Here is a 25,122-nt window from a genome sequence, read left to right on the forward strand (position 1 = left end):
AAAAGAAGAAGCACTTCTCTCACAAAAACTTTTATCAATAAAAAAGGCCATCTAAATCCTTTTTAGACGGCCTCTTTTTTATTATTGGAATTTTGATTTCTTATCAATCCTTCTTAATTGGCACCATAAAAACCGGAACTTCAGTTTTTTCTAATACGCTTGAAGCAACTGTTCCCATTAAAAGTTTTTCAAAAACCGAATGGCTATGCGTGCCCATTACCACCAAATCGGCATTCCAGGTTTTAGAATATTCTAGAATAGCGGTGGCGGCATCGCCTTCGGCTAAATGCGTTTCTACATTTTCATCGTTAAGGTGTTTTGCTGCAGTTTTCAGAAAATCTTCTACAACCTCCCGCATTTCCTGGGCTATATCTAAATTTACAGCCATTTCATCATAGCCTGAATATCCCATAAACGTAGGATAATCAATTCCGTAGTAACTTACATTGGCCATTACGTGAAGTAAACAAACCCGGGCATCTAATTGTTTGGCGAGTTTGTAACCGGCTTCAGCCACTTTTTCTGAAACAGGATGATAATCTATTGCAATTAATATACGCTTCATAAGATTGGGATTTCTTATAAAGTTATTAAATGAATTTTAAAAATTAGAATAATTGGTAATGAATCGGTTGAAAAAAGAAATCTGGTTAAATTTTATTCTTTAACCACAATTAAGCTCGCTTTGGCGCCGGTTAAAAGGTTCCATTCTTTAGAAGCAACCAGGTTTCCGTTTTCTTCCAAAACTTTTAACTGCGCGGTATTAGGACCGGAAGATCCCTGGTTTATCGCTTCAAATTCAATATTATTAAATCCGCTTTCTAATGTAACCAAAACCGGGTGATACCCACTTCCCAGCACTACACGTTTTACAAAATTACCATTTACATAAATATTTACCTGGTCACCATCTACAAACTGATGGTCGCGGCAATACAGCTCCACAAATTTACCGGTAGTTTTAAAGTCGCCTAAATACTGGTCTTCCTTATATTTATTTAAAGCTTCTTTATCTGCTGTCCACTTCTCCTTTACTGCATCTCCAGCGGTTTTTAAATTATTAGGTTTTTCTCTAAAGTCTATTGTTTTAGGTTTTTCTCGCAGGTATTTGCTTTCTTCGTTAGATTCTTCGGCCCTAAGAATAGGAAAACCAGAAGATTTTGTTTCAGGCTCAGCTTTTAGAATTCCTCCGGTATTATTGGTAGCAGGAAGATCTATTTGCCCGTAGCTTATAAAGGTGAAGCAAAAAAACAAGGATGTATAGATAAACTTCATAAAATGAATTCTTTAAGCTAATTATATCAAAAATACAGCCAAATTAGCATACAGAAAAATCTTTTAAGATAAACCTGAAATGTAGCTGTCTCGCTCAGGCCATTCGAAAAACAATTACTTATCTTTACTCACCAGGAAAGTTCAAAAATTTAAAAACTACCATGCAAATAAATCATCTCTTAGAAGAAAATTCTATAGCCGGAAAATTTGTAGCACAACTCAGAGATACTGAAATTCAGAAAGATAGAATGCGTTTTCGCAGAAATATTGAGCGTTTAGGTGAGATTTTAGGCTACGAACTAAGTAAAACACTAAAATTTACTTCAAAAAATATAAATACGCCACTGGGAAATGCTGAAGTGCAATTACCTCAAAACCAGGTTGCGCTTTGTTCTATTTTACGCGCCGGGCTTCCTTTACACAATGGTTTATTAAATTATTTTGATGATGCTGAAAATTCTTTTATTTCAGCATATCGCCATCATCCAACCAACGATGAGAATTTTGAAATTGTAGTAGAATACCTTGCCTCGCCTTCCCTGGAAGGAAAAACCCTAATTCTTGCCGACCCAATGCTGGCTACCGGCCGTTCTTTTGTTAATGTGATGAAAGCCCTGGAACATATGGGTAAACCCAAAGAAATTCATTTAGTAGCAGTAATTGGTGCCGAAGAAGGCATTGCCCACGTAGCTGAAGAATTTCCTGCAGATACCAAACTCTGGATAGCAACCATAGATAAAGAATTAAACGATCGCGGATATATTGTCCCAGGCCTTGGAGATGCCGGAGATCTTTGCTATGGCGGCAAACTTCAGCATTAATAATATTCCGTTCTTATTATTTTTTTAAGTGCTGGGCGCTGACTTGTTTATTTCTTAAATTCAAATATTAATATGCTAATTCTTAAAAAATAAATTATGAAAGCCGTTGGAATAAAAAAATCGCTTCCTATAGATCATTCAGATAGTTTTATTGAATTTAATACTGAAGAACCCAAGCCGGGAGATTCAGATCTATTGGTGCGTATTAAAGCCGTTTCTGTAAATCCTGTAGATTTTAAAGTGAGGCAAAATGCCGCAAAAAACAAAGAGTTAGATACACCCAAAATTTTAGGTTGGGATGCTGCCGGAATTGTAGAACGGGTTGGAAATAAAGTTACTAAATTCAAACAGGGCGATGAAGTTTTTTATGCCGGGGAAATTGACCAGCCGGGTTGCAATGCCGAATTACAGTTAGTAAACGAAAATATTGCAGGCCATAAACCTAAAAACCTTTCTTTTGAAGAAGCAGCCGCTTTACCCCTAACCGCTCTCACAGCCTGGGAATGTATTTTTGAGCGTTTAAAAATTGAAGAAAATTCAGGGGAAAACCGGGATATTCTTGTTATTGGCGGTGCCGGCGGAGTTGGTTCCATTGGAATTCAGCTTTTAAAGAAACTTACCAAATTTAATGTAATTGCCACTGCATCCAGGAATGAAACCGAAACATGGTGTAGAAATATTGGCGCCGATGTGATTGTAAATCACAAGAATTTAGTAGAAGAAATGAAAGCTAAAGGTTATGAAAACGTAGATTATATCCTCAACTTTTCTGATACCGAATTGCACTGGGACGCAATGGCCGAACTCATAAAACCACAGGGAGAAATTTGCTCTATTGTTGAAACAAAAGATAAAGTAGATTTAAATAAACTTAAGGGTAAAAGTGTGGCTTTTCACTGGGAATTGATGTTTACCCGGGCTAAATTTCAAACTCCAGATATGCACAAACAGCACGAAATACTGGAGAGAGTTTCTAAACTTTTAGAAGAAAAAACTATTGAAACCACATTAAATAAAACTTTTTCAGGATTAAATTCCGAAACTTTTAAAGAAGTTCATAGTTTACAGGAATCTGGGAAATCTATTGGTAAAAATGTGATTTCGTTTTAAAATAAGAAAGAGGTTGTTTGGAATTAATCTTTTAGCGTCATGCTGAACTCGTTTCAGCATCTAATATGTTCATGATTTTAAACATGTTAGACCCTGAAACCAGTTCAGGGTGACGGCTTAAAACTTAACAAACAACCTCTTCTAATTACAATTAAACAGGATCTTTTAAGCTTCCTGTTTTCTGGCTTTAGCTTCGTAATCTATATAACCTTTTTCACCGGGCACATAGAAAGTATCGGTGTCCCAGTCTGAAAGCGGAATATTTTCAGCAAAACGCTCTACTAAATCGGGATTGGAAATATAAGGTTTTCCAAAGGCTACCAAATCGGCATTTCCTTCTTCAATTACTTTATTTCCAGATTCTTGATCAAAGCCTGCGTTAATCATTAAAGTACCATTATACATTGGCCGGTATCTCTTAGCGATTTCAGTTACCGCATAAGGAACATCTGAAACATCGTTAAAAGGCTCTGACAAATGCAGGTAAGCAAGATCGTAATCGTTCAATTTCTTGATAATATAATCGAAAGTTGGGATGGTTTCCTCATCCATCGTCATTCCAAAAATACCGTTCAGGGACGGGTTTAATCTTAAACCAATTTTTTGCTCTGGCATTACCTCCTTAATCGCATCTATGGTTTCAAACAAGATCTTTGCACGATTTTCTATGCTTCCGCCATATTCATCATTTCTTTTATTAGAAGTTCCATTAAAAAACTGGTGAAATAAATATCCATTTGAAGAATGAATTTCAACTCCATCAAAATCGGCCTCCATTGCATTTTTAGCCGCATTTTTAAAATCCTGGATCGTTCTTTTAATATCTTCAATGGTCATTTCTTTTGGCGTCACGGTATCTTTAAAACCTTCCGGTGTATAAGATTGCGCTTCAGGATTTATTGCTGAAGCCGATAAAGGTAAATCCCCATTATGAAAATCGGGATGAGACATTCTACCCACGTGCCACAGCTGAATAAACATTCTGCCTTTAGCTGCGTGCACTTTTTTATTTACCATTTTCCAGCCTGCAATTTGCTCTTTGCTGTAAATTCCAGGTGTATTTACATACCCCACAGCTTCTTTAGAAACCTGGGAACCTTCGGTAATAATAAGTCCGGCAGAAGCTCTCTGCGTGTAATAAACATCGTGTAGACCTTCAATAGGCGTATTTTCAGGATTATCAGCCCTACTTCGCGTCATTGGAGCCATTACTACTCTATTAGGAAGTTCTAATCCGTTTAAATTATATGATTTTAATAAATGTTGTTCTTTACTCATAGCTTTTTTTGGTTGCATTAATCAATCTTTTTCTTAGCAATTTTTGAAAGCTAAATTATATGAAAAAGGAAAGAAACTACTTGATGTATGTTAGCAGCGCCTGTTAAAAAATGTTAAGCTAAGAAAGCTCTTTTCGCAGCCTGCTTAGGCTTTCTGGTTTTATACCAAGATAGTTCGCAATATGGTAGTTAGGAACGCGTTTTTCAATTTGGGGATAGGTTTGGCAAAATTCCAGGTAGCGCTCTTTGTTATTTTTTTGAAGTGAGGAAAGAACTCTACTTCTAAGTGCCACAAAAGCATTGGTAGTTTTAATTCTGAAAAAACGTTCAAATTTCGGAATTCGCTTATATAAAGTTTCAAGGGTATCGCGATGAATTCCCAGGAGAACTGAATCTTCTATGGCTTCAACATATAATTGAGCCGGATAATTTCCGAAGAAAGCTTCAAAATCGCTTATCCACCAGTCTTCTACTGCAAACTGAATAATATGCTTATTACCATTTTCATCTAAATAAAAGGCCTTTAAACACCCCTGAACCACATAATATTCATAGTCTACAGCCTGCCCCGGTTTAAATAGAAATTCTTTTTTTGAAATACGTTTTTCTGATAGAACACCAGTAAATTCTCGTTGTTCATCTTTTGAAAGATTAATTTTTGACGTTACGTGTTTTAAAATTTCTTTATGCATTATCAACATTCTTAGAAAGGATAACCTATAGCGAAATTCAAGACCGGATTTGCATAATCAAATTCCCAGCGCTCGCCTTCCCGTAAGGAAGGATCATGTAAAGGAGCTGCCAGATCTACCCGAATCACAAAACTTTGAATATCTACCCTTAAACCAAAGCCGGTACCAATGCCCAGCTCATTCATAAAATCTTTACTGAATTCACCTCCTACCAGCGTGCTGTTTTCTCCAGTATTCCAAACATTACCGGCATCGGCAAAAACGGCACCGTACAAGTATGGAAAAAGCGGAAAACGATATTCCAGGTTAGCTTCCAGCCTAATATTACCAGCCTGGTCAAAAAATGCACCTTCTTCATCTGGCGGTGTATACGTTCCGGGACCTAAAGATCGGGTATTAAAAGCTCTTACGCTATACGGTCCACCGGCAAAATACTGTTTTGTGAATGGTAAAACATCAGAATTTCCATAAGGCAACCCATAGCCGGCAAACAGCCTGGTAGCTATTTTAGAATCTGATCCTGTTTTTAAATGATATCGCAAATCAATATCGGCCTTGGCGTATTGGGCATATTCCAGATTTAAAAAGGTTTGCGGATTTTCTTCCCCGTGCCCGCTTATGGCATCAATTAAATTTCCAGCCACATCTAAAGTAGAATTTATAAAGAATTGGTGCCTGCTATTCCCGTCTATAAGTCCGTTATAAAGAAAAGAGTAGGTTAAACCGGCAATAAATTCCTGGTTAAAACTTCGTTCTAAGAATGGGTTGTCGTCCAAAATATTCTGAAATTCCTGGGTAGTATTCCCCAGGTTGACATAATTTAAGGAAATAGGATAAAACTCGTGGGTCACAAACCTATTTGCATTCCAGAGATAACCAAACCGCGCAGAAACTGAACCAAGGCTAAACAGTTTACTTCGGGTAAGGTAATCAAAACCTAAACTGGTCTTTGTTTTGGGGATGGAATATGAAAACCAGTTTTTATCAAAATTTATGGGAAATAATAACCTGGGGAAAATAAGATCTCCCTGTAAACCTAATTGTATACTGTTTAATCCTGCCTGCGTGCCTCCGCCGGTTTGTACTTCATAACCAAAATCTCCGGTAACATTTAGAATTTCTCCGCCCTTAAAAAGATTCCTGTTAGTATATCCCAAAGCTAAACTAGGGCCGGTAAAGCCGTTAGATTTTGTTACCGCCTTGATTTCTGCACGCAAGGAGCGTTTATTTAATGGAGAAAGATAAATATTGGTTTCCAGCACTCCCAAACTATCGGTAGAGAGGCTATCAATTTCGGTATAATTTATATTTACGAATTTGTAAGCGCCGATATCTCCTAGCCTCCTGGCGGTATTTCGGGAATTTTCAGGGTTATAATACTGCCCTTCTTCCAGTAAAATGTAAGGATCTAAATGTTTAGGTTTAAAAAATATTTCTTTTTGAAAAAAGTTCTTTTCAGCATAGCGGGTTTTTGCGGTAGTACTATCGGTTCCTACTTCATACTTGGGATAAATATTAACACTTTTTAATTTATAAGGAATAATACTTTCGGTAGGAACATCCTTTTTCAATCTTAAAAAGAGATCAAAATTCTTATGTTCATATTGATTGGTATCTGCTTCAAAAATTAAAAACCCTGGATTGAAATTATAATAGCCTTTAGATTTTAAATTGGCATCAATTCTCTCTCTTTCCAATTTTAAAGCTGCAAGGTCAAATCGCATTCCTTTTTCTATTGGAGAATTTTCTAAATTGTTCCCAATTTCCTTAAAAATCTTGAGTGAATCTGAGTCTAACTTATAATTCTCCAGTAAGTATGGCGTAGGTACCTCAATATTATAAGCTACATCCATTTCTTTTTTCTTCTCTTTCCTGTTCTCGGTAGAAACTATTGTACTGTAGAAAAAGCCTCTGTTCTCCAGCCTGTTTTTCAACAAATCTTCTGTTCTAAGAGGATCTACATCACTGGCGTAAACCGGCTCTTCCCCTATTTGTTTGTTTAAAAATTTATTGATAAAACCCGGCTTTTCACGTTGAGCTTTATAATGAAAATAAAGCCCCGGTTGCATTCCCAGAAATGAACTATTGGGTTCAGGTCTTAAAACCGATTCTAATTCTGCTTTTAAACGGGCGCGTCTTTTAATACTGGTATCACTCTCCATGGTAATTTTGGCTCCCGTGTAGAGTAATTCGTCTTCGGGCACAAATTTTTTCACATTACAGGCCTGCAGCAAAAAAAAAACAGCACAGAGATAAGCGATATATTTTAAGTATAATTTCATCTATTACATTTTCAATCTCAAAGTGGTAATTAAGTCAGGATCTTATAATCTTTCCTATAATTTGCCAGTAAATAATTCTAAAAAACGCCGATTTCTATTATTTCTCTTCTTCATTATTTTGAGCCTGTTCTTCTTCGTCTTCTTTCAGGAAGAAATTATCCCATAATTCCTGAAATTCATTGAATTCACGAGTAAAGATAAAGGCTATACCACTAACAATTAGCTGGCCGTCTATTACATTTTCAAACTCATTTCTTCTAAAACCTTTCAATCTAAATCTCCCGGTTTCGGTAAGCAAATACTCTATGCTTACATTTCCAATTACCGGGCTGGCTTCTTCCCCGGGCCTATTACTTCCCTGCACATCTACTTCACTCCCCACACTCACAATTAAACGATCGTCCAGTAAGCGCTTTTGGGCTTCTATATCTACCTGGGTACGTTCGGTAGCGGTATTTCCCTGGTAATCGGTATAACTATCTACGCCAAAATTAAGTTCCACACCGGTATCTCCCAGTAATTTATCCGAGAACATATTTAATTGATCTGATAAGGCCTGATTTAAATTATCGCGGGCAATAGAAAGATTTCCGCCACCGTCTCCAGCACTTCCTGATGTTGGGTAAAAACGGTTAAGTACCAACAAGGAAAAAACCTGTTTATTTAATTCTGCTTCCTGACTGTTTAATTGTTGTAAGCGACCGTAAACCTGGCCACCACCGGCACCCCGTTCTTCTTCTGGCATTTGTAGCCCAAAAGATAATTTAGGCTGCATTAATTCTCCATCTACATTAAGATAAACCAAAAATGGTAACTCTCTTCTAAACTGGTTATTCCCTGCACCCTGTGTGGTAGCCATAAGCGAAGAAGGTGATGCTTCTACCCTATAAATAGCACTCACATCTAAAGAAGCGTCAAAAGGATCTCCCGCCCAGGAAATTCGGCTGCCTTCAGCGATATCAAATCTACGCTTTACCAAATTATATAAACTCATTTCATAGTGCCCGTCGTTCATTGTATATCGGCCAGCCAGGGTCATTCTTCCGTTAGGTGAAATATTAAAATCTAATTCTCCTTCTCCCTTTACCCTAAAATTATCGCCGGTTTGTTCATCTATAATTATACTAAATGCGGCTTCTTCATTTATATTAATCCTGGCATTAATATCATAACCCGTGAGCGTAGCCGATTCTTCTTCCTCGTTTCCGGTAAGAATATCATCTGGATCTTCCCGGTTTGTAAAAATCACAATTCCGTCTCGCTCCTGCATAGCCAATTCTTCTTCTACCATTACATAGGTGAAATCGGTATTAGAACCTATAGTGATATTCATATCTAAAATAGGAATATTAAGATCGCCGGTTAGAGTGGCATCGGCATCAAAGGTGGCGGTGCCATAGAACATTTCGTTATCTTCTTTGGTAGAATTAAGCACCTGGAAATTCCTGGCTTTAAAATTTAAATTGAATTCAGGATTTAGTAAATTTTCGGTTAAAACCTCTCCATTTATTACAAACGAGTTGGCATCTTTATCTTCCACTCTAAATTCATTAAAATAGATTCCCGCATTATCAAATTCTAAAGTTTCTGATGGGAATTTGAAAGGGGCATTAAGAAGTGCTACCCGAAATTGAGCTTCATCAAATTGAAGCTCGCCGTTATATTCCGGCTCGGTTGTAGTCCCGCTCAAGCTCAAATTTCCAGAAAAACTTCCTTCACCGTTATTAATGGCTCCCATTGAAAAACCTTCAACCGTTTTCATATTAATTTTATTAATCTGCATTTCCATATCTACCACGGTTGTAGAATCTAGCGCCTGGAAATCGCCACTCATATCAAGATCTACGTTTTCGCCTTTTATCGCCAGGCCAACATCGTATAAAAAATCGGCTTTCGGGGTAGAATTTAAACTTAGTTTACCAAGTTCAACCTGCATTACATTAAGTTGGTTGATCTCCATTCCTGCCAGAATTCCAATTTTTTGCAACGGATCTTCAAAAATTAAATGGCCGTTTAATTGCCCGGTGGCTAATTCTTCTTCGGGATTAAAATAATTAAGTATGGCACCTAAATTGAAGTTTTTAAACTCTAAGCCTATATGATTTTTATCTGAATAAGAAAGTTCACTGCTTAATAGCATTTCCTGGTTATTTCGGGTTAACCGGAAATTATTCGCAGTAATTTCCTGGTCGTAAATCACCATCTTGTTGTTAGCGGCAATATTCCACTCTTTTTTATTAAGAATTAAATCTTCCGGATTAATATGAAATTCAATACTGTCTCCTGGTTTTATAATTTCTGAAGCCATATGAATTAAACGCTCTTCACCCTGCATTGAGGTAAAATCAAGAAATAGTTTATCTTCAGTAAGACTTCCGTGAAAATCGGTTTTTTGGATTGCGATAGGCCCAGAGTTAATCGCGTTAAATCCAAGGTTAAAATTAAAATTATCGGGATCGGAATTTAAGCTGAATTCCAGGCTGTCAATCTCACTGCTATAATAATTTATATATGGCAAACTTACCAGGGCGTCAAGTTTTCGCTCTTTTTCATTAAAATCGGCTTCAATATGAATAGTGTCTAATTCTTCTAAATTAGATAAGAAAACTTCACTCAAAACAGGATCGTCCATTATAGTGCCCCGCAGTTTTAGATTGACCGGTTTTTGCACGGTATCTAACGGATCTACCTCGGTAAAATAAGATTCGTAATGGCGGTTTAGCGCATTAGATAAATCTACAGGATCGGCATTGGAGTTTAAATCCAGCTCTAAGATTTTATTATTTATTTGCAACGAAGTAGAATCGGTGCGCACAAAAGCGTGAGCGCTTAAATCTCCGGGGAGATAGGTGTTATTATCATAAACTACCACCGCATCTTTAATATCGGCATAGGTTTCATATTCTTCTGCGTTACCTTCATATTGGGCTGCCAGTTTAAAGGCCAACCGAATATCCCGGGATGCCAATCCCAGTTCCTGTAACCTGGCCCCTTTTAGATCTAAATTAAGATTCGCTCTAGGTTTAACCGAATCTAGCTCTACCTGGGAGTTTAACGCCAATTCTAAATTATCGTCTTTATAACTTGAAGTGATATTCCCGCTTCCATTTTCAATATCACCTTGAATATTAAGATCTTTTATCTCGTAGTTGTTATATGCAAATGAAGTTATTTTCGCATCTAGTGTAGCATCTAGCGTGTTTATTGTACTTCCTTTCCCGGAAGTTTCAATTTCAATATTTAATGCACCCAGGCTTTCATTTTGCAAAATATTTCCAAGCTGAAGTTCTTCTGAAGTCATGGTTCCTTCAAAAACAATTTCTTCCTGGTTTGAGAAGTTCCCATTTATACGAATATCCCCTTCTGAAGTTTGTAAAAGGGCTTTGGTAGAAAGATCTTCCAGGCCTCCTTTAAAATTCCCACTAAGCTGAATATTTTTAGGAATATTGATACCCAAATCTTTTTCACTTACAAAACCCGTGAGATCTGATTTTCGGGATTTTGCATTAAAACGAGGAATATTTAACTGAATATTATTGGGATCTGTGGCGTTGTAAATATTTCCATTAGCTGAAAATGAAGTGTTTTTCCATCTAAAATTGGCACGTGAAATATCTATAGCCGAAAGTTTTCCTGAAGCCAGAAGATTTCCTGATACGTTATTTGTGCTTAATTCCTTCATATAAGGATTAGATCTCAAATCTGGTTGAAATTTAAAAACATCTTTTAGATCTACTGAAATAGTGGGTAAATCTAACGCAAGCTCTGCATTTTCAGCATTATTAATCAACTCCTGGATGGAATTATATTTTACAGTAGCCTCACCTTCTAATTGATTTTTATTTAAAGCTAATGCCAGGTCTGAAAGGTTTAATTGCGTTTCTTCAAGTTTTAAGTTGAAATTCAGCTTTTTCAAATTTATCCCTGAAGCTTCATTAAAATTTAAGGCAGTAACCTCTGCTCCTGCATTTTGATCTTTTAAAAATAAATTATTGCCATTAAAATTAAGAGAATCAAGTACCAGGGCTTCAGGATTAAATTTCCCCGGTCTAGGCTCAGCGCTATCTATTAAATAACTCAATTTATTTTCAGAAAAATTAATTTCATTTACAGCAACTTTCCATTCGGGCCAGGTAAAAGGGGAAGCTTCGGTTGTAGTGGTATCCTGAGGTTTTTCTAAAGTTTTCATTTCAACTTTAATATCAGAATTATTCAGTGCAATACTATTCACTTTAATCTCCTGAGCTTTAAGATCCATTAATGGGACTTCAGCTAAAAATTCATTGATATCAAGATTCGCATTAATACCATCTGGAATAGAATTATAATTAGCCTGCACATTTTCCAGGTTAAAATTATCTACCACCAAATAAGGCATAGGGACCGGTTCTTCATTTTGTGGTTCAGGAAATGGTTTGGTTTGTGTATAATTTATTTGTGCATTGGTTATACTGGCATTGCCGGCACGAAAATCCATTTTTTCAAGATCGGTTTTTTCCAGTTCCACGATGAGTTCCTCAAGCTCAATCTGGGTATCAATTCCCATAACATCATCTTTAAATGTTATGTCAAAATCTTTAAAATTTAAATCGCCAATATTTATTTCCTGTGAAGCAGTAGTATCTTGTGCGGTCGTGGTTTGAGTTTGTTGGGTAGAATCTGCCGCGAAGGCTTCAATTAAAAATTCGTAGTTAAAACCTTCAATAGAATCTTTTCGGGTAATATTGGCTTTTAAGCCTTCCCAATCTATATTATCTATACTTATAGCATTGCCCTGAATAATGGGCCAAATAGGAATATCGGCCTCCAGGGATTTCGAATAGACCAGGGTATCGCCTTTTTTATCTTCCAGGTAAAGACCATCCAATTGGATATTTCCGGCAAAGGTTATAAAGAGTTTATCGAGGCTAATTTCGGTATTCGTTTTACCTGAAATATTCTTCACTATCTGCTCTTTAATGATGTCCTGGCCCCAGGGACTTCTAATAAAAAGCAGCAAAAGTATTATAAAAATAAAGAGCCCCGCAAAGAATTTTGCGAGGATCTTTAATATGCGGTATCTTTTTTTCTTCTTCTTTTTTTCTTTTTCCAAATCCCGTGATCGCTAGAATTTCAAATTTATTGTATTCTTACAATAAAATGAAGTTTTTAGGCTTAAGGTTTAGTTAATTAAGCATTATTCAGCGGGACTTAATTCAATATCTGGAATCGTTTCTGGCGGGGTGGTATCTTCAGGTTCTGAAGAAGATTCAGGCGTTGGCGCGTTGCTAAATAAGTTCAATCCCAATGCTTCAACTGCTGCATATTCTAAAATCCTGATATTTACAGAAGGAAGATCTGAATCTGAACCATCTGTTCTTTCAGTAACATTTAATACTTCAAAAGCCACTACCCCAAGATTTTCTCCCTGCAAATTTCCTACTAAAGGATCGTAATTAATACTTATATCGCTATCATAAACTACGGCAATAATGGTTTGACCAGTTAACATGGACAAGCCGGTTGCTCTAAGTGGCGTGACATCGGGAACTTCATCTAATAGATCTTCACTTTCGTCCTGTTCCAAACCGGGGCCGGCTTCCATGAAATTTCTCGCGCCACTTTCATTTGGCCCCGCTTCATCCCAGGAAGATGGAATGTCTTTTAATACAAACCAGGCTTCGTCCCCGTTTGGCCGGTATAAAGTGTGATTTCTTCCCCGGTATTTTCATTAAAATATGCGAGCACCTCTCTCTGGCCTATTTCGGAAATATCATCATTTACATCGGTTTCAGAGCAATCATTTGGTTCATTTCCGTTATCTATGCTCTCTTCATCTATTAAAACAAAAACAGCTGCGGCATCAGGATCGGGCTCACCATTTCCATCTCCATTTCCATTGCCGTCGTCAGATCCATTTATATCATCTGTAAGATCATCGGTTACATCATCTACTTCATCTACATCGTCATCATTACTACAAGCCGTCGATAAACTAAAGACAAGCAGTAATGCGAAAACCAACCGGTAAAAAGATTCTAAATTCTTCATAATTCCCCATTTTTAAATTAGTACTAATATTTATATAATTCAATCTCAACTTATTGTATTTAAGTCGTTTAAAACTGACGAGAATGGAGCAAATTTGAATTTTAAGTTTGAGGAATGTGTGTAATTTTACCACAGATTTTAAAAGAATTCCACAGGTTTCATCAAATAGAAAATATATTCAAAAACCGTTCTACAAAGTTAATTTCTCCTTAAAGGGTCTTTCTAAGTCTCATAAAATGAGAAGGTAAAAAAACAACCGGGGTTTACCTACTTTCTACTATCAACTACTTTACCAACATGGTATGATTCTCGCCCAATATCTACAAGCCTTACAAAAAACCAAATCTAAATTATACAAGGCCTAACTTAAAAAATCCGAAATATGAAAAGAACAATCGCCGTAACCGTTTTAGCCGCAACAATGCTAAGCTCGTGTGTTTCTAAGAAAAAGTATGTAACTTTAGAAGAGGAATTAAACGATACCCGTAGTACGTTGCAAAAAACTCAGGTAGAAAAAGAGGAAATCGAAGAAAAATTTGCACGTATAGAAGAACGCGTTGCAGATTACAACTCAAAAATCAATTCTTTACGCGAGGAGAACGATAGTAAGATGGAAATGAACGATCTTACTGTAATGTCTAATAATAACAAGGCCCAGATGCGGGCAACAATCGCAAAGATGGATCCTGAAAAAGTAGCGGGTGCCGAAACTTTAGAAGATTCTATTAACCTTGCGGTTTCTCATAATTTAAAAAGCAATATTTCTGAAGGCTCTGATGATGAAGATATTGATATTACTGTAGATGAAACTGTAGTAATGATCAATGTTTCAGATAAACTATTATTTGGAAGCGGAAGCTACAGAGTATCTAACAAAGCACAACCTTTACTAAAAAAGCTTGCTGAAGTTATTAACTCTGAGCCAGCCATGGAAGTGATGATTGAAGGACATACAGACGATCGTACAATGGTAGAAGGTTCTTACATCCAGGATAACTGGGATCTTAGTGTAAGAAGAGCAACTTCAATTGTTCGTTTACTTCAGGATAAGTACGATGTTGCACCAGAGAAACTTATCGCCGCTGGTAGAAGTAGCTACCAACCATTAGTAGATAATGTAGATAACGAAAGTAGAGCTAAAAATAGGAGAACCAGAATTGTAATTATACCTAACCTGGATAAATTCTTTGCAATGTTGGAATCTGAATAATCAACCGTATTTCCAATATTACTGGCCTAAAAAGATTTAATTCTTTTTAGGCCTTTTTATTTTAACCAGTTTTTAACCTGAAGGTTCTCTTCTATTTCTTAATTTAAAAGAAAAATAAAGAGATATGAGTAAGCAAGAAGAAAAGAAAAAGTATGATTCTGATGTTACTTCTGAAGATAAACAAGCCTTAAATAAAAAAGGTCGAAGTATGAATAAAGGTCAGGATAAAGAATTAGACAGGGAAAAACCGGTAGATTTTACTGCCGATAATTTAGATATCCCCGGTAGTAATCAAACTGCCAAAAATGATAGGGATGAATTGGTAGACGAAGAAAATTACCGATTTAATAAAAGAGGAACCGAGAAAGAAAAGCGAGACCTGGATGATATTCCCGATCCTGATACTACAAAGGATAACTAGTTGAATTTAAAGCAAGATAAAAGCTTAAATAGATTAACGAAAAGTTTGAAAACCTTCCTGTAAAGCTGTAATTTCGGGAAGGTTTTTAATTAATTTCTTTTTCCATTTCGGCAAAACGATTTTTAGCCTGAATTATTAAGTCTTTGGCATTTATACCAGTAAGCTTCCCATCGTACTTTAAAATCTTTCCTTTTGCCATGACCATATCAATATTTTCCTGCAACGCCGCTTCAATTGCCAGGTGATAAGGTTTATTCCCCGTAGAAAAATTAATATCAGATTTTTTAAGTAAAACCAAATCGGCGCTTTTTCCAGGAGTGATAGAACCTGTCTCCTTATCTATACCCAAATTTATAGCTCCATTTATTGTGGCCATTTTTAAAACTTCCTTTGGATGCAGGTAAAATTCATCTTTGGCATTCGCATTTGCGAGATTTTGGAGCATTTTCAAAGTATCAAGTAAATGAGCGTTACCTGTTAAAGCGGTAGTATCTATACCTACGCAGCAATTAATATTAGCTTCGTACAGCTCATTTATTTTAGGAAGTCCGTAGCCAATGCGCATTTCAGAATATGGTGTCATAGTAAGACTCGTCCCGGTATCTTCTAGCATTTTAATTTCATCTGGAGTTATTGCATTGCCGTGAATAATATTGACATCTTCAGCTAAAAGACCTTTTTTAAAAAGTGAGGTTATCTGACCTTTCTGACTCTCGTTTGAACTTGCGTGGATGGTAATTCTTAAGCCCAAATCCCGGGCACGCTTCCAGTCTTTTTCAAGATTATTATAATTCACAGAGCGCGAACCAAGACCCAAACTAATATCTTTATACTTTGAATTTGAATCGATAAACTGTTTTAATTCATTAATTCCTTTAAAATCTGTAGGCTGGCTATCGGGTAAGTCACGATAGGTTCCATAACTAATGTGACCTCGAATGCCCATTGCGGCCATAGCATCAAAACTGGCTTGTACAAATTGCGGGCTCCTGGCATTATGATTATAATCGCTTATGCAGGTAATTCCCGAATGAACTGCTTCAGCGATAGCATAAGTTGCGGCCAGTTTCATATCTTCAGGCGAGTACAGCCTGGAATAACGCGCCGTCATTTTAAAGTAACCTTCTTCGGCAGAATCCCCGGCCATACTTCTTAATAAGGAAGTCCATAAATGCCAATGACAATCTATAAGGCCGGGAATTAAAATACCGCCTTCGGCATTTATTATTTCAGTGTATGAGGGACCTTCAATATTCTTTCCCAACCTTGTTATTTTTCCATTTTCAATAAGGACATCAGCAGAATTAAAATCGCCAATTTCTTCATCCATACTGAGAACGCAGGCCTCTTTAATTAAATAGGAATTTTGCTGGAATTGAAAGCGTTTTTGTTGATTTTCAGAAAAAACAGAAAACGAACTGATAAATCCGCCGATTCCCAGCAACCCGGTTTTCTTTAAAAAATCCCTACGCTCATTTTTCATTACTTTTTCTTTAAAAGATAATAATCCAGGGAGAATTTACCTGCACCGGTAAAGAAAAGCAAGAGAAATCCTCCCATATATAGTAAAGGCAATTCCTGGCGACCAAAACCATCGGTCCAGTGAACAATAATTGCAGCCACAGCCATGGTAATAATTAAAGGAATTGCTGCAAACCGGGTAGCCCATCCAAATAATATAAGTATGGCACATACAAATTCTGCAAAAACAGCAAAAGTAAAGGTGACGGTTTCCCCTAACCCAATAGGATCTGCAAAAGCAATCTCCTCGCTCCCAAAAAATGTAATAAGTTTTGGAACCCCGTGGGTAAGCATTAAGCCAGAGATAAATATTCTAAATAAGAGTAAACCAAAATCGGTATTCTGAAGGTTCAAACTGGTGGTGTAAGCGTTTCTCATAGATAAATTGTTTTCAGATAGTAGATTAAACCTCTAATTTAAACATATTCTTATCATAAGCTACTGAATTTAGGATTTCGAAATAAAGAATTTGTTTCAGATTATTAGAAAATCCTTAATGAGATCCTCATCAACCACTACATAGACAAAAATTAAGAGCGAATTAAGCTTTTAGATTTAATAATTGGCAAAAAAAACGTATTTCATCGATATTTTATGTCTTTTATCGATGATTAATCAAGGGGGTTTTATATCTTTATAATCCGAGAATTTATTTAATGCATTATCTTAATGACACGATTTTATTTAATAACACTAATTCTTCTATTTACAGGAATGTCTCCTGTTTTTGCTCAAGCCTCGGCTACAGCAAATTTTACAGCTTCTGCCACAATTATTCAACCTATAGGAATCACTACCACTTCTAATATGCAATTCGCAAATATTGATGCTCAAAATGGTGGTGCGGTTATTCTTACTCCCGAAAATACCAGAATTACCACTGGGGAGTTAGTCTTAGCTGATGGAGGAAATTTTTCTGCCGCTACTTTTGAAGTTACCGGGCAAAGTGGTTTTGCTTTTGGGATAAGCCTGCCCAGGGGAACACACCGATTAAGCAGCGGAAGTGAAAGTATGATACTTCAGGATTTTACTACTAATTATGATGGGAGCAGTATAAATGGTGATGGTAAAACAATAAGAGTTGGCGCCAGTCTAATTGTTAATCCTAATCAGAAACCAGGAGACTATAAAACAAATAATGATTTACAGGTTACCGTAAACTACAATTGAATATTCCTCAACAAAAACTACTATATCGTTGTAGTTTTATCATAAATTTATCTAAACGTGCATTTCAACGAGTATTTTATCTTGATTATCGAATAAGTTTCATTCGTATAAGGGTTTACCCCCATATTTGCAGTGTTAAACTTTTGAACCCAAATCAAAAACTAAAAAATACTCAAAATGAAAAAAATTACTTTAATCCTACTTGTAAGCCTTATTTCTGGAACTGCTTTTGCACAAAACTCCGTAACTGGAGAAGCCCAAGTTAATGCTGAAATAGTTAGTCCATTAGGAATAGCTAGTTCTGGAGTCTTAAATTTCGGGACTTTTACTACCTCTGTCAATGACGCTACTATCGTAATTTTACCTGACGGCAGTGAGAAAAATTTCTCAGAAACTGATATGGTTCTTCCTGGCGATGTTTTCTCGGTTCCTACTTTTACTGTTACTAAGTCGGACAACGTTGCTTATAGTTTAGAACTAGATGTAGTTGATTCTCCTACTTTAGGCGAAAACACGCTTTCCTTAACTAATCTAACTTCAACAGCGGGCAGTGCTAATAATAGTGCAACTTCTTTTACCGTTGGTGGCACATTAAATGTACCATCTGATGCAGCAGAAGGAATTTATGAAGGTGAAGTTCAAGTAACGGTTTCTTACGAATAATATTATCTAAGAATATTTAAAACGCCGCCCGCTGTGGCGGCGTTTTTTAGTTTAAACCATTTTTTTGTCTAATCGCTTTAACATAAATCACAATGAAAAATTATCTTTTCATTTTATTTTTTAGCTTAATCGGATTTAGCGTATTTGCGCAAAATTCGGCTTCAGTTACGGTAAATAGCAGGGCAACGGTTATAGATCCTATTAAAATTGATAAAACGGTAGACCTTGATTTTGGTAACGTAATAAGTGCTTATAACCCAGGACAGGTGATTTTGTCGCCAGATGGTTCGCGGGTTGCTTATGGCGTACAGATTTCTAATTCTATTCCGGGAACGGTAAACCCCGCCGAAGCAGTAGTTACTCACGGCAATAATAATTATTCTATTAGCCTACCCGAACAATTTACGTTATATAACCAGGAAAATCCTACCCAGGTCCTTGTTATAGATCAGTTTATTATTCAACCCCAGGAAGGCAATGTTATCGATATCATTAAAATTGGCGGTACTTTAAACCTTGAAGCCAACCAGACTTCCGGCTTTTATACTAATTCTTCCGGATTTAATGTAACGGTATCCTATAATTAAATTTTTAGATTTCCTTAACAGGTAAATTCTTATTTAGTATTTTTGTACACAATGATATAACCCAAAATCCAGCCCCAGGATATGATAAAAAAACTACTTAGCCCCCTACTCCTTTTCTTTATTTTTGTTTTTTCAGGATTTGCTACATACGCGCAGGGAGATCTTATGATTATGCCTAAACGTTTGGTATTTGAAGGTTCTGAGCGTTCCCAGGAAATCAACCTGGCTAATACCGGCAGCGATACCGCAGTTTATGCTATTTCTTTTGTGAATTACATCATGACCGAAAAAGGAAATTTTGAACAGGTGGAAGCGCCTGAAGAAGGTCAGCGATTTGCTGAAGATTTTCTTCGCTATTTTCCAAGGCGTGTGATTCTGGCTCCTAATGAAGCACAAACTATTCGGGTACAAAAGACCCGAACCGGAGACCTGGAACAGGGTGAATACCGTTCCCATATGTATTTTCGTGCAGTAGAAGATCAAACCGCGCTTGGTGCAGAAGAAACCGAAGAAAGCGATGGAATTTCCATTAACATAAAAACTGTATTTGGAATTAGTATCCCCATTATTATTAGAGAAGGAACATTTACAACAAATATTACACTTACCGATCTTGCATTAGAGACGGATACTGAGAACCCAAGATTGTCTCTGGTAATTAATCGTTCCGGAAATATGTCAGTCTACGGGAATTTAACAGCAACTCATATCGCCCCTAATGGTACTCAAACCGAGGTTGGGATGGTAAAAGGAGTTTCGGTGTATACGCCTAATGAAAAAAGGATTTTTAGCTTTGAGCTTAGAAATGCTACTGAAGTTGATTTGAATAGTGGAAAATTGGAAGTTTCATATGCGGAAGAAAAGGGAGAAACGCTTGCGAGTAAAATTTATGAATTATAAAAATATTCAAAACACTTCGCTATAAGCAAAAACTAATTTTTCCAAATAAAATGAAGATGCCCCCTATTGCACGTATTCTTACCTTATGCATATGTCTGCTTGGGAGTTGTTTTGTGCAGGGGCAGGTTTATTCACCCGAAATCAACAATCTTACTATTAATACTAATACCAATCTAATTTGTGCCGGAGAGGAAATAGATATCTCTTTCCAGGTAAGAAATGGCTATACAAGAAACTGGTTTTTAATTTTTTATTATACCGATTTTATACCTTTTACCACCAGTACAAACTATAAAATTTTCCTTAACTCTCAAGATGGACCTCAAGAAATAAAATCATTTAGTTCTCAAACCGCACCGGGAGCTAGAAGTACAAACTTTTTTGAAATTACAACAAGCTTAACTATTCCTGAAGGATTTAGTGGCTCAAATTATACTTTAGAGGTTCAATCTACAAATCCCAATGCCCGCTCTGTTCCATCCAATACTTTTACAATAAACCCCTCTACGTTTTACCAGGAAAGTGAAGCCGGCAACGACTCCTGGATAGGCCACGTTTATGATGGAACAAACCAAAATATAACTTTTGATCAAAATTTCAATAATTATATTAGGGGATATACAGAAAATCTAAGTTTTGACCAAAGCTTTGGTGGCGACACCAACAATTTTCAAATAGGAACTGGTATTTGTGCACCTTTTATCTATACCGAAACTTTTTCTGTACGCTATAGAATGAACAGTTCTTTAAGCGGGCTATATTCTTTGAATACAGGTTCTGATGATGGTAGCAGGCTAAGTGTAGATGGTAAATTAATTTATAACGATTGGAATGATCACGCATATCGCAATCAGAATATTCTATTAAGCCTATCTGGTAATAGCAATTTAGTGCTAGATTATTATGAAAACAGCGGAGGAAACCGTATTAGTATTGGGGAGCCCCAACTTATAATAAAAAATATTTTATCTAATAATCTCAATCAAACACTTAATTTCCAGACATCTGGCCAAACAATTACCGGAGATGAATTTAATGGTCTGCCGAGTGGAATAAGTAGGTTTGGAAATGGATATCAATGGGTTTATAGTACAACAGAAAATGGGGAAACTACTGCAATTCCCGGAGCAACAAATGCAAGTTTTACTCCAAATAGAAATTTAGAACCATTTAATACCGAAGGCACTTATTATATTTATAGAATAGCTACTCTAACCAGTAGCAACAACCGCTTGGCAAATGCTTACCGGGCAAGTAAAAGATCAAATGTTGCTATTATTACTGTAGAAAAGCCGATTGATATTGTTGAGCAACCCGAGAATTTCACAGCTTGTACAGGTAATCCAATTAATTTCAACGTAATTGCTCGGGGACAAAATCTATCCTATCAATGGCAGAGAAATAACGGCGGTAATACTGGATTTTACAATATTGATAATGGAGAAATTTTTTCAGGAACACAAACATCAGGTTTAAGTATCAATGTGGTTGAAACTTCTTTAAACAATATAAAGTTTAGAGTTAAAATTTCCGACAGGAATGGTAACTCAGTCACCTCTAACCCTGCACTTTTAAATCTATACCAAAGCCCCCAAGGGATTTACACCCAACCTACTAATCAAATTGTATGCGAAGGCAATGATATTTCCTTTCAAACCTATACTTCAAACGATCAACGTCAATGGCAGGTAAGTGAAGATAGTGGTATTTCCTGGAGCAATATTTCGAACAACGAATTTTATCAGAATGTAAATTCTCAGAAACTTGATATTATAAACGCTCCTGCTCATTTCAATAACAATTTATATAGAATAGCTGTTTCCAATCAAAATTGTAAGGTATATTCTCAACCGGCAAATCTGCAAGTAAATTTAAATCCAATAACCCAACAGCCGCAAGATGTTACGGCAGGATTTGGTGAAAATGCTATCATTGAAGCTGGAGTTTCTGGTAACAACTTAACATACCAATGGCAAACCTATAGTTCAAATTGGTATGATATTAATGATAATGCTAATTACAGCGGTACCAAAACCAAAAGATTGGAACTACTTACTGTAGGGTATTTTCCGGTAGATGGTTCGCGCTACAGACTTTTAGTTACGAATGCTAATGGTTGTGTTTCTATTTCAGATACAGCTTTTCTCAACGTTGGGGAAAACCAATGCCCAGAAATGCCAACAGTTTCGTTAAACGCTCCCTTAATTATTTGTAGTGGCCAGGCTAATATTAACGGTACTTTTACCGGTACAGCACCCTGGAATATTGAAGCTTCAATAAATGGGCAAACTTTTAATTTAAGTATTAACGAAAGAAATTTTGATTACCCAATCAATATTCAGCAAAATACCACCATTGAAATCCTGGGTATTACTGATGCCAATGGCTGTACAAATAATAATCCAAATGAATCGGTTACCATAAATGTGATTAATTCTATTAAAAATAATACAATTTCCGGTGCACAAGAGTCTTGCGGAGTATTTGATGCAGAAAGACTAATTGGAGAAGATTTGGGAGAAGGATACAATTACGAATGGGAAATAAGCACTACTGGTGGGACTACTGGTTTTACCCAGGCTCCCGGAAATAATACCGAATCCGATTACAATCCCGGAACGGTGTCTGAAACTACCTGGTACCGTAGAAAAGTAAATGTTCAAAATTGTAATGAAGATATTTCAAATTCCATAGAAATTACAATCAATACTAACATAGCTAATAATAAAATTTCATTTTTCAACGGAAATACAAATACACTTCAAACAACAGCAAATGAGAATGGAGAGGTAAATATAGAGTCGCCCGAGGAAACGATTTTTACTTATGTAGATTTTGCCAGCTATGGAACTCCTGTTAATAATGCCGGGAACTTTGATATTAATGAAAATTGCCACGCCAACACCAGCCAGGCTGTTACAGAAGCTTATTTATTAGGAGAAAATTCGGCTACAATTTCTGCGACTAACGGTGTTTTTACCGATCCCTGTGTAGGTACCTTTAAACGACTTTATATTAGCGCAACCTATTCTGAAGCATTTTGTAAAGGAATAGATCCCGGCATCGTAAGCGGTACAGAAATAGAAGGAAATAATATTTCATATACCTGGCAATTAAGTACCGAAGGGCCTGCTTCTGGTTTTGCTGATGCCCCGGGCAATAATAACCAGCAAAATTATAATCCCGGAATTTTAAACACAGATATCTGGTTAAAACGAATTGTAAACTCAGGTAGTTGTACTAATGAATCCCCGGTCTTATATATTCCTGTGCAGGAAGAAAACACGTGGACCGGCGCTGAAAACACCAACTGGAACAATACCGCCAATTGGAGCTGTAACGCCTTACCTACACTCGAAACCGATGTTTTGATTCCTGAGAATTTACCTTCAAATAATTACCCGAAAATTAATTCTGGTGTTAATGCATACACAAAAAATTTAAGTATTGAAAACAATGCTTCAGTTATGGTTGAAGAAAACTGGTTACGAATTGCAGGAGATCTTACCAATAACGGAATTCTAAATACCGTAACCGGAAATATTTCTTTTCAAGGTGCTTCAGCTCAAACAATTCCTAGTACGGCTTTTCAATATAATCGCATTCAGAATTTAAGAATCGATAATACTTCAGGGGTAAATTCACAAGCAACAATAGAAATTACCGGAACTTTAAATGTAGTAGAAGGGAATTTCGATACCGGAAATGGATTAACCTTAATTTCCGATGAAAATCAAACAGCGTTAATAAGTGGTGCAGGAAATGGTGAAGTTATCGGCATCGTAAAAATGCAACGCTATCTGGATAAAGCTTTCGGGTATAAATATTTTAGTTCTCCATTTCAAAATTCCACCGTAGGAGATTTCGCTCCTTATATGGATTTTGAAGATCCAGTTACTGGATTTCCACACTTTTACAGCTATAATGAAAACCGAAATATCAATATAAATGATATTGTTCGGGATGCTACCGGTTGGGAAGTTTATACCACGACTACCAATAGTTTAAATAATGCTGAAGGTTATGCGCTTAATTTTGGAACTTCAACCGCTTCACAAACTATAGAGTTAAGTGGTGAAGTTAACAATGGTACTATTCCCACCCGGCAGTTAGAAAATAATCATCGCGAATATACAAGAGGTTTTCATTTGGTAGGAAACCCATACCCTTCCCCTATAGATTGGGATGCTTCCCAGGGTTGGACAAAAACTAATATTGATGACGGAATTTATTTTTTCACCGCCAGTGATACAAGTCAGTATACCGGTACCTATTCCGCTTATGTAAATCAGGTATCTACAACTGATGGAAAATCTTCAAATATTATTCCTTCTATGCAGGGCTTTTTTATTAAAGTAATGGATTCTGATACCCAGGATGTAATGACGGGAAGTTTTGGAATGGACAACAGGGTACGAATAAACGATTTTGAGCAGGAGTTTTTAAGAACCCAGGAAGATCTTAAACCGTTAATTCGTTTGGAGGCTGGCTTTAAAACTTCAATCCAGCAAGATCCTATGGTGATCTACTTTTCCTCGTATGCCACTCCTAATTTTGAAAAGGAAATGGACGCCCATAAATTAATGAATACCGATCCTGCTGTACCAAGTTTTTATAATATAACCGAAAATAAAAAGGAACTGGCTATTAACGCAATTCCTTTTCCGGAATCGAGAAGCTATAAAAAGATTCCATTGGGCATTAAAGCCGATGAAAATGGTGAAATGAAGATCAACCTGGTATCGGTAGAAAATTTGAATTCAAATTTCAATATTTATTTAATAGACCACGAAAAAGGTAAAGGTCAAAACCTGAGAAATAATCCGGAATATAGTTTCAACCTTCAAGCGGGAACTCATAACTCCAGGTTTGAATTAATGTTTTCTGAAGAAAGGGTAACCAGTCCTGCCATTGCTTTTAACGAACCTTTTGATGTTGAAGTTGAAAATGGAGATGTGGTGGTGAAAATGAATTTAGAAGAAAATCAGGAAGGAATTTTAAGAGCCAGTTCAATGACGGGGCAAATTCTACAAATAAAAGAAGCAGGTGGCAAAGACGAAGTTATTTTTGAAGGGATTACCAGTGAAGGGGTTTATATTATTAACCTACAGGTAGGTAAAGCTTATTATGGCAAAAAAGTATTAATAAAAAAATAATGGAAAC

Annotated in this window: 19 protein-coding genes; 9 read left to right on the forward strand and 10 right to left on the reverse strand. The window is 36.5% G+C overall.

The features are described from left to right. Positions 1–103: 103 nt before the first annotated feature. A complete protein-coding gene (locus tag B4F31_RS17415; protein ID WP_286761842.1) occupies positions 104–565 on the reverse strand; it encodes a universal stress protein in 462 nt (153 codons plus the stop codon). Positions 566–657: 92 nt separating this feature from the next. Then, positions 658–1,275, reverse strand: a complete 618-nt coding sequence (locus B4F31_RS17420; RefSeq protein ID WP_075326944.1) for a hypothetical protein — start codon at positions 1,273–1,275, stop codon at positions 658–660. A gap of 161 nt (positions 1,276–1,436) precedes the next feature. On the opposite strand from B4F31_RS17420, the gene upp reads away from it, so the two are divergent. Then, complete coding sequence (gene upp, locus B4F31_RS17425; RefSeq protein WP_286761843.1) at positions 1,437–2,096, forward strand: uracil phosphoribosyltransferase; 660 nt, start codon at positions 1,437–1,439, stop codon at positions 2,094–2,096. Between the two features lie 96 nt (positions 2,097–2,192). Then, the gene (locus tag B4F31_RS17430; protein WP_286761844.1) at positions 2,193–3,206 is read left to right on the forward strand and encodes a zinc-binding alcohol dehydrogenase family protein; all 1,014 of its coding nucleotides are present in this window, start codon (positions 2,193–2,195) and stop codon (positions 3,204–3,206) included. A gap of 165 nt (positions 3,207–3,371) precedes the next feature. On the opposite strand, the gene B4F31_RS17435 is transcribed toward B4F31_RS17430, so the two are convergent. The 6 genes from B4F31_RS17435 to B4F31_RS17460 all read right to left on the reverse strand — a co-directional run bounded on the left by B4F31_RS17435 (position 3,372) and on the right by B4F31_RS17460 (position 13,487). After that, a complete protein-coding gene (locus B4F31_RS17435) occupies positions 3,372–4,484 on the reverse strand; it encodes an alkene reductase (RefSeq protein WP_286761874.1) in 1,113 nt (370 codons plus the stop codon). Between the two features lie 118 nt (positions 4,485–4,602). Further along, entirely contained in the window at positions 4,603–5,175 is a 573-nt protein-coding gene (locus B4F31_RS17440) for a Crp/Fnr family transcriptional regulator (RefSeq protein WP_286761845.1), read from the reverse strand. 11 nt (positions 5,176–5,186) lie between these two features. After that, positions 5,187–7,457 carry a BamA/TamA family outer membrane protein gene (locus tag B4F31_RS17445; protein ID WP_286761846.1) on the reverse strand — a complete coding sequence of 757 codons (2,271 nt, stop codon included), beginning with the start codon at positions 7,455–7,457 and terminating at the stop codon, positions 5,187–5,189. A gap of 97 nt (positions 7,458–7,554) precedes the next feature. Then, positions 7,555–12,549, reverse strand: coding sequence for a translocation/assembly module TamB domain-containing protein (locus B4F31_RS17450; RefSeq protein ID WP_286761847.1), 4,995 nt, complete (start codon positions 12,547–12,549; stop codon positions 7,555–7,557). An 84-nt stretch (positions 12,550–12,633) separates the two neighbouring features. Next, positions 12,634–13,041, reverse strand: coding sequence for a hypothetical protein (locus tag B4F31_RS17455; RefSeq protein ID WP_286761848.1), 408 nt, complete (start codon positions 13,039–13,041; stop codon positions 12,634–12,636). A gap of 59 nt (positions 13,042–13,100) precedes the next feature. Then, complete coding sequence (locus tag B4F31_RS17460; RefSeq protein WP_286761849.1) at positions 13,101–13,487, reverse strand: hypothetical protein; 387 nt, start codon at positions 13,485–13,487, stop codon at positions 13,101–13,103. A 382-nt stretch (positions 13,488–13,869) separates the two neighbouring features. On the opposite strand from B4F31_RS17460, the gene B4F31_RS17465 reads away from it, so the two are divergent. Both B4F31_RS17465 and B4F31_RS17470 read left to right on the forward strand, forming a co-directional pair. Then, positions 13,870–14,697 carry an OmpA/MotB family protein gene (locus B4F31_RS17465; RefSeq protein ID WP_075326950.1) on the forward strand — a complete coding sequence of 276 codons (828 nt, stop codon included), beginning with the start codon at positions 13,870–13,872 and terminating at the stop codon, positions 14,695–14,697. A gap of 124 nt (positions 14,698–14,821) precedes the next feature. Then, positions 14,822–15,118: a hypothetical protein gene (locus tag B4F31_RS17470; protein ID WP_075326951.1), complete on the forward strand. Its 297-nt coding sequence runs from the start codon at positions 14,822–14,824 to the stop codon at positions 15,116–15,118. A gap of 85 nt (positions 15,119–15,203) precedes the next feature. On the opposite strand, the gene B4F31_RS17475 is transcribed toward B4F31_RS17470, so the two are convergent. Both B4F31_RS17475 and B4F31_RS17480 read right to left on the reverse strand, forming a co-directional pair. Continuing rightward, a complete protein-coding gene (locus B4F31_RS17475) occupies positions 15,204–16,601 on the reverse strand; it encodes an amidohydrolase family protein (protein ID WP_286761850.1) in 1,398 nt (465 codons plus the stop codon). Next, the gene (locus tag B4F31_RS17480) at positions 16,601–17,017 is read right to left on the reverse strand and encodes a DoxX family protein (protein ID WP_075326953.1); all 417 of its coding nucleotides are present in this window, start codon (positions 17,015–17,017) and stop codon (positions 16,601–16,603) included. The genes B4F31_RS17475 and B4F31_RS17480 overlap by 1 nt, the downstream gene beginning before the upstream one ends. Positions 17,018–17,308: 291 nt before the next feature. Between B4F31_RS17480 and B4F31_RS17485 the strand changes: the two genes are divergently transcribed. The 5 genes from B4F31_RS17485 (at position 17,309) to B4F31_RS17505 (ending at position 25,115) form a co-directional block, all read left to right on the forward strand. Next, positions 17,309–17,809 carry a DUF4402 domain-containing protein gene (locus B4F31_RS17485; protein ID WP_075326954.1) on the forward strand — a complete coding sequence of 167 codons (501 nt, stop codon included), beginning with the start codon at positions 17,309–17,311 and terminating at the stop codon, positions 17,807–17,809. Between the two features lie 177 nt (positions 17,810–17,986). Then, positions 17,987–18,472, forward strand: coding sequence for a DUF4402 domain-containing protein (locus B4F31_RS17490; RefSeq protein WP_075326955.1), 486 nt, complete (start codon positions 17,987–17,989; stop codon positions 18,470–18,472). A gap of 92 nt (positions 18,473–18,564) precedes the next feature. Further along, positions 18,565–19,059: a DUF4402 domain-containing protein gene (locus tag B4F31_RS17495; RefSeq protein WP_093305482.1), complete on the forward strand. Its 495-nt coding sequence runs from the start codon at positions 18,565–18,567 to the stop codon at positions 19,057–19,059. Positions 19,060–19,140: 81 nt separating this feature from the next. Beyond that, positions 19,141–19,959 carry a fimbrial biogenesis chaperone gene (locus B4F31_RS17500; RefSeq protein ID WP_286761851.1) on the forward strand — a complete coding sequence of 273 codons (819 nt, stop codon included), beginning with the start codon at positions 19,141–19,143 and terminating at the stop codon, positions 19,957–19,959. 56 nt (positions 19,960–20,015) lie between these two features. Then, positions 20,016–25,115, forward strand: a complete 5,100-nt coding sequence (locus tag B4F31_RS17505) for a hypothetical protein (protein ID WP_286761852.1) — start codon at positions 20,016–20,018, stop codon at positions 25,113–25,115. Positions 25,116–25,122: the final 7 nt, after the last annotated feature.

It is taken from the genome of Salegentibacter sp. UBA1130 (genome assembly GCF_002311535.1).
Classification (GTDB): domain Bacteria; phylum Bacteroidota; class Bacteroidia; order Flavobacteriales; family Flavobacteriaceae; genus Salegentibacter; species Salegentibacter agarivorans.